Origin of the sequence: Streptomyces katrae, from assembly GCF_000966975.1 — a bacterium.
Classification (GTDB): domain Bacteria; phylum Actinomycetota; class Actinomycetes; order Streptomycetales; family Streptomycetaceae; genus Streptomyces; species Streptomyces katrae.
In genome coordinates this window covers 1-5,608 of the sequence record NZ_JZWV01000927.1, presented here as the reverse complement: position 1 = coordinate 5,608, position 5,608 = coordinate 1, and the positions used below count along the sequence as shown (strand labels likewise).

Annotated in this window: 5 protein-coding genes; 2 read left to right on the top strand and 3 right to left on the bottom strand. The window is 73.6% G+C overall.

All coding sequences use genetic code 11. The features are described from left to right. Nucleotides 1-339: 339 nt before the first annotated feature. Together cdgB and VR44_RS49250 are read left to right on the top strand one after the other, a co-directional pair. Nucleotides 340-2,070 (top strand): diguanylate cyclase CdgB, encoded by a 1,731-nt coding sequence (gene cdgB / locus VR44_RS29790; RefSeq protein ID WP_045950726.1) that lies wholly within the window; start codon nt 340-342, stop codon nt 2,068-2,070. A gap of 447 nt (nt 2,071-2,517) precedes the next feature. Then, a complete protein-coding gene (locus VR44_RS49250; protein ID WP_425424542.1) occupies nt 2,518-3,117 on the top strand; it encodes a CBM35 domain-containing protein in 600 nt (199 codons plus the stop codon). 9 nt (nt 3,118-3,126) lie between these two features. Here VR44_RS49250 and VR44_RS29780 read toward each other — a convergent pair whose 3' ends face one another. The 3 genes from VR44_RS29780 to VR44_RS29770 form a co-directional block, all read right to left on the bottom strand. Further along, nucleotides 3,127-4,059 carry a 1-phosphofructokinase family hexose kinase gene (locus VR44_RS29780; RefSeq protein WP_045950725.1) on the bottom strand — a complete coding sequence of 311 codons (933 nt, stop codon included), beginning with the start codon at nt 4,057-4,059 and terminating at the stop codon, nt 3,127-3,129. Nucleotides 4,060-4,163: 104 nt separating this feature from the next. Beyond that, nucleotides 4,164-5,315, bottom strand: coding sequence for an N-acetylglucosamine-6-phosphate deacetylase (gene nagA / locus VR44_RS29775; protein WP_045950724.1), 1,152 nt, complete (start codon nt 5,313-5,315; stop codon nt 4,164-4,166). Continuing rightward, nucleotides 5,315-5,608, bottom strand: a 294-nt coding sequence (locus VR44_RS29770) for an ROK family protein (protein WP_045950723.1), incomplete at its 5' end; no start/stop codon positions are given. The genes VR44_RS29770 and nagA, both read right to left, overlap by 1 nt.

Here is a 5,608-nt window from a genome sequence, read left to right as displayed (position 1 = left end):
GCGTAAGGCGGGGTGGCGGGGGTCGTCTTCGGCACGTACCGAACGCTAGTCCGGCCGCCGCGCGGCGCACATCGGGCGCTGGTCCGAGCCGCGTCCCGGCCGCAGGGCCTAGGCCCCGGGCGTATCGTTTGCGCGTGGGAAGGCGGAGGAGGGTCCCCCGTCCTCAACACACCAGCGCCGCAGCACTATTCATCTCATGTGACTTGAGTCACAGAGGGCAAGATTTGTTGACCCTGTGTACCTGCCGCACAGCTCACTGTGATTCAGTGGACGGGACACCGCAACGAAACGCCGATGACAAACCTGGAGTTGCTGTCGAGGTCTCGGGGAGAGCGAACAATGGAGACCGAGTCGGAGCCGTACGTCCGTCTTGCGACCCTGCGGCAGCTGCACCAGGTGGTGGCCGAACTCAACACGGCCCGGAGCCTGGCGGACACTCTGCAGACCGTCGTGGACGGCATCGTGCGCGGCCTCGGCTACGAGCTCGCCTGCGTCAACCTCGTACGCCCTGACGGCGATCTCGTCGTCGCCGCCTTCGCCGGCGACCCCGCCGCCGAAGCCCTCATCACCGGCCGCGTCGGCTCCCGCGCCGCCTGGGAGCGCCGCCTGACCATGGGCGAGGGCTGGGACGGTCTGCGCTTCATCCCGCACACCGAGGGCTGGGTCCTGCTGGAGGACGACGTGCCCCAGTGGCATACGGAAGGGCCCGATCCGCGCTTCCAGGACGAGTGGCACCCCGAGGACCGGCTCTACGCCCCGATGTATGCGACCGGCGGGGAACTCCTGGGTGTCATCTCGGTGGACAGGCCGCGCAACGGCCGCCGCCCGGGCGCCTGGGGCCGCGAGGCGCTCCAGATGTACGCCTTCCAGGCCGCCATTGCGATCAGCAACGCACGCCTGCGCGCGAACATGCAGCGGGCCCTGGTGCGGCTGGAGCGCGAGCAGCAGGCGCTGCGGGCCAGCGAAGAGTCGTTCCGGCAGGCCTTCGAGTACGCGCCGAGCGGCATGGCCATCGCCGAGATGGGCGGCGACCAGCACGGCCGGCTGCTGCGCACCAACGACGCCCTCTGCCGGCTCCTCGGACGCCCCGCCTCCGTCCTGCGCCGCTACTCCTTCTCCGACCTCGTCCACCCCGAGGACATCGGCACCCTGCTGCGCACCTCCGCCGAGGGCGGCCGGGCCGAGCTGCGGCTGGGGCGGCGTGACGGCACGTACGTATGGGTCTCGCTGCGCAACTCGGTGGTCGCCGACGCCGCCGACGGGCCGAGGTTCCTCCTGACGCACGTCGAGGACATCGAGGAGCGCAAACGGCACGAGCTGCAGCTCGCGCACCGGGCCAGCCACGACTCCCTCACCGGCCTGCCCAACAGCGCCGAACTGCGCGCCCGCCTCGGCGCCCGGCTGTGCCGGCGGCCCCAGTCGGTGCGGGCCGGCGCGGTGGAGGCGCTCGACGCGGCCTTCGAAGGCCGCGCGGAGGGCACCGGCACCGGCGCCGGGGCCGGGGAGCACGGCTACGACGGCTTCGCCGCCCCGGGCGCGGCCGGCGGATCCGGCGGCGGTGAGGGGTTCGAATTCCCCGGGGACTTCTCCGGCGGCTTCCCCGGGCAGCCCGAGGGCCCGTACGACCACCACGTGCACACCGTGGCGCCCGCCTCGGACATCGACGACGGCACCAAGGGGCTCGCGGTGCTCTTCTGCGACCTCGACGGCTTCAAGTCGATCAATGACCGGTTCGGGCACCACACGGGCGACGCCGTCCTGATCGAGGTGGCCCGCCGGCTGACCACGGGCGTCCGGGACGGCGACACGGTCGCCCGGCTCGGCGGTGACGAGTTCGTCGTCCTCGCCGACGGCCTCGGCGCGGCCGACGCCGCCGATCTCGCCGTCCGGCTGCGCAACGCGATCATTCCGCCGATCCGGGTGGACGGGCGGGCCGTGCGCGTCGGGGCGAGTTTCGGCATCGGCTGGGCCAGCTGCGGGATGTCGGCGGACGAGGTGCTGCGCTCCGCCGACCAGCGGATGTACATCGAGAAGAGGTCCCGCTCCAAGGCCCACCGCCGGGCCGGGTGATCGGAACGGCCACCCGTGGGCGCACGTGTTCGGGGTAGGCTCCCGTGGGTCGAAAGGAGTGACCTGCGATGACGACGCCCGCGAACAACGGCCCGCACGGTGGGGCGAACCAGCCCGAGGACGACGACCCGTTCGGCTACCTCTACGCGGACGGCCAGGCCGCCGGAGCCACCCCGCCCGGTCAGGGCGGCGGATACGGCTACCCCGGTCCCGCGGTCGGAGGGCAGCCCGGCGCGCAGCCCGGGGTCCCCCGCACCTCGTACAACCAGGTGCGCACGGTCGGCGAGCGGACGTACGGCGGCCAGCGCGGCGCCGTCCCCCAGCAGCAGCCCCCGCAGGCCTACCAGGCCCAGTACCAGGCCCCCGAGGCCCTCCAGGCCAACGGCTACGGGGTCCCGCAGCAGCCGGCCCCGCCGACCCGTCAGATGGCCCCGGCCCCGCAAGGGCGTGCTCATCGCGGCGGTGGCCGTGGTGGCGGCGGTCGCGATCGGCATCGGCGCGGCCCTGGCCTTCGGCAACAAGGACGACGACAAGAAGAAGAACCAGGCGACGGGCCCGTCCCAGTCCGTGGCCCCGTCCCAGCCCGACGGCTCCCCGGAGCCGAGCGCCTCGCCGGAGCCCTCGCAGAGCCCGCTGCCGAAGGCGGACGCCTCGGGCGCGGGCATGGCCCTGACGGGCGGTGCGGCGCTGCAGACGACCGTGCCGGGGGCGAAGAGCGCCGGCGGCCAGTACGTCGGCAACTTCAACCAGACGGGCGCGGCGGTCACCTGGACCCTGGACGTCCCCAAGGACGGCCAGTACAAGCTGAAGATGACGTACGCGGTGCCGGGCAAGGACGCCAGCACCACGCTGACCGTCAACGGCGAGGCCCAGAGCCGCCCGATAAACATGAAGAACTTCGCCCTGGCCAAGCCGGGTGAGTGGGGCTGGACGAACACCTACTCGCTGGTGCAGCTGAAGAAGGGCTCCAACACCGTCAAGATCTCGTGCGAGACGGGCAACCAGTGCGAGATCAACATCGACCAGCTCTGGCTGGAGCGCGGCTGACCCGCCCCCTCACCGCCCGCCCGCCGGGACGGCCGTGACCTTCACCGACCCCCGTACCTCCGCGTAGGTGCGGGGGTCGAACTCTCCCGCCGTCGGGGCGTGGACGGTGGCCGTGGAGAGGGCCACCGCGCGGGTGAGGCGGTCCGGCCAGGGGAGGTCCTCCGTCAGGGCCGACAGGATGCCCGCCACCGCCGAGTCGCCCGCGCCCGTCGGGTTGCCGCGCAGGGTGCGGGGCGGGGTGGCCTGCCAGGTGCCGTCGGGGGTGGCGGCCAGGAGTCCCTCGGGGCCCAGGGAGGCGACCACCGCGTGGGCGCCGCGGCGGCGGGCGTCGCGGGTGGCGGGGAGCGGGTCGCGCGAGCCCGTCAGTTCGGCGAGTTCCGCCACGTTCGGCTTGATGATCTCCGGCCGCGCCGCCACCCCGCGGCGCAGGGCCTCGCCGCTGGTGTCGAGGAGCACGGGGGCGCCGGCCGCGCGGGCCGCCCGTACGAGGACCGCGTACGCGCCGACGGGTACGCCCGGCGGCAGGCTCCCGCACAGGGCCACCGCGCGGGCCCGGGCGGCGAGTTCGGTGTAGCGGGTGAGGAAGGCCGCCCACTCGGTGGCCGAGATCTGCGGGCCCGGCTCGTTGAACTGGGTGGTGTCGCCCGTGCTTTCGTCGACGACCGCCACCGTGCGGCGGGTGGTGCCCGCGCAGGGGACCAGGGCGTCGACCACCCCGGGGGATCCGGCGAGGAGGTCCCGGACGACCGCGCCCGCCGGGCCGCCCGCGAAGCCCGTCGCCGTCACCTCGTGGCCGAGCGCGGCGAGCACCCGGGCCACGTTCAGGCCCTTGCCGCCGGCGCGTTCGGTGACGGCGGTCACCCGGTGGGAGGTGTGCGGCCGCAGTCGCGGCACCCGGTGGGTGACGTCGAGCGCGGTGTTGAGCGTCACGGTGAGGATCATGGCCAGTCCCGGTCTTGGTGTGTGCCGGGATCATGCCAAATGGAGGGCGGCCAGCCCAGTCCTCCGGGCGGGCCGCCCCGTTTCTCCCCCGCCGAAGGGCCGGTTCAGCCCAGCGGGCTGACGATCCATTCGCCCCGGCGCATGACGCCCTTGACGTCGAACTCCGCATCCAGGACCACCAGGTCGGCGTACTTGCCGGGCTCCAGGGAGCCCACCTGGTCGTAGAGGCCCAGCAGCTTGGCCGGGTTGGCGGAGATGGCCTGCACCACCGACTCCACGGGCAGCCGGTCGACGGTCACCGACCGCTTGAAGGCGGTGTCCAGGGTGAGGGTGGAACCGGCGATCGAGCCGCCCTCCACCAGCCGGGCGACCCCGTCCTTGACCTCCACCTCCAGCGGGCCCAGGTGGTAGGTGCCGTCCCCGAAGCCGGCCGCGTCCATCGCGTCCGTGATCAGCGCGACGCGGTGGGCGCCCGCGTGGTGGAAGGCCAGCTCCAGCATCGCCGGGTGCAGGTGGGTGCCGTCGTTGATCAGCTCGACGGTGACCCGCTCGTCCTCCAGCAGCGCCGCGATCGGGCCGGGGGCGCGGTGCTCCAGGCCGGGCATCGCGTTGTAGAGGTGGGTGGCGACGGTCGCGCCGGCCTCGATGGCCTGCACCGTCTGGTCGTACGTGGAGTCCGTGTGGCCGATCGCCGCGATGACGCCGTGCTCGGCGAGCAGGCGTACGGAGTCCAGCCCGCCCGGCAGCTCGGTGGCGAGGGTGACCATGCGGGCGGCGCCGTGCGCGGCGTCGATCAGCTTGCGGACCTCCGCCGGGTCGGGGTCGCGCAGCAGGTCCTCCTTGTGCGCGCCCTTGCGGCAGGGGTTGATGAAGGGCCCCTCGAAGTGCACGCCGGCGATCTCGCCCTGCTGGGTCAGCTCGGCGAGCAGCGCCGCCCGGCGGGCCAGCTCGTCGAGGTCGCCGGTGACGGTGGAGGCGACGAGGGTGGTGGTGCCGTGCTCGCGGTGGGTCCGTACGCCGGTGAGGATCTCCTCGGCGGTGCCGGAGGTGAAGGAGGCGCCGCCGCCGCCGTGGTTGTGCATGTCCACGAAGCCGGGGACGATCCAGTGCCCCGACAGGTCGACGAGGCCGGAGTCCTCGTGGGCGCTGCCCGCGATCCGGGCGCCCTCGACGATGACGCGGCCGCCCGTGACGATCCCGGTGGGCAGCACCACCCTGGCGCCGGAGAGAACGGTGCTGTGTGCGCGTCCGGACATCAGGCAGGTACCTCCGTGGCGAGTAGGTCCCAGGCGAGCAGCCCTGCGCCCAGGCATCCGGCGGTGTCCCCGAGGGCGGCCGGAACGATCTCGGGCAGCCGCTGGAACGTCACGCGTTCTCCGACGGCCGTCCGCAGTGGTGTGAACAGGGTCTCCCCCGCCTCGGCGAGCCCGCCGCCGATGATCAGCGTGCTCGGGTCCAGCAGCGTGATCGCGGTGACCAGCCCGTCGGCGAGCGCGCCGATCGCGGCCAGCCAGACCTCCTCGGCGCGGGCGTCGCCGGACTCCACGGC

Coding starts and splice junctions, on each gene's coding strand:
- VR44_RS29780 (WP_045950725.1), bottom strand. CDS start 4,059: ATGATCCTCACCGTGACGCTCAACACCGCGCTCGACGTCACCCACCGG.
- cdgB (WP_045950726.1), top strand. CDS start 340: ATGGAGACCGAGTCGGAGCCGTACGTCCGTCTTGCGACCCTGCGGCAG.
- nagA (WP_045950724.1), bottom strand. CDS start 5,315: ATGTCCGGACGCGCACACAGCACCGTTCTCTCCGGCGCCAGGGTGGTG.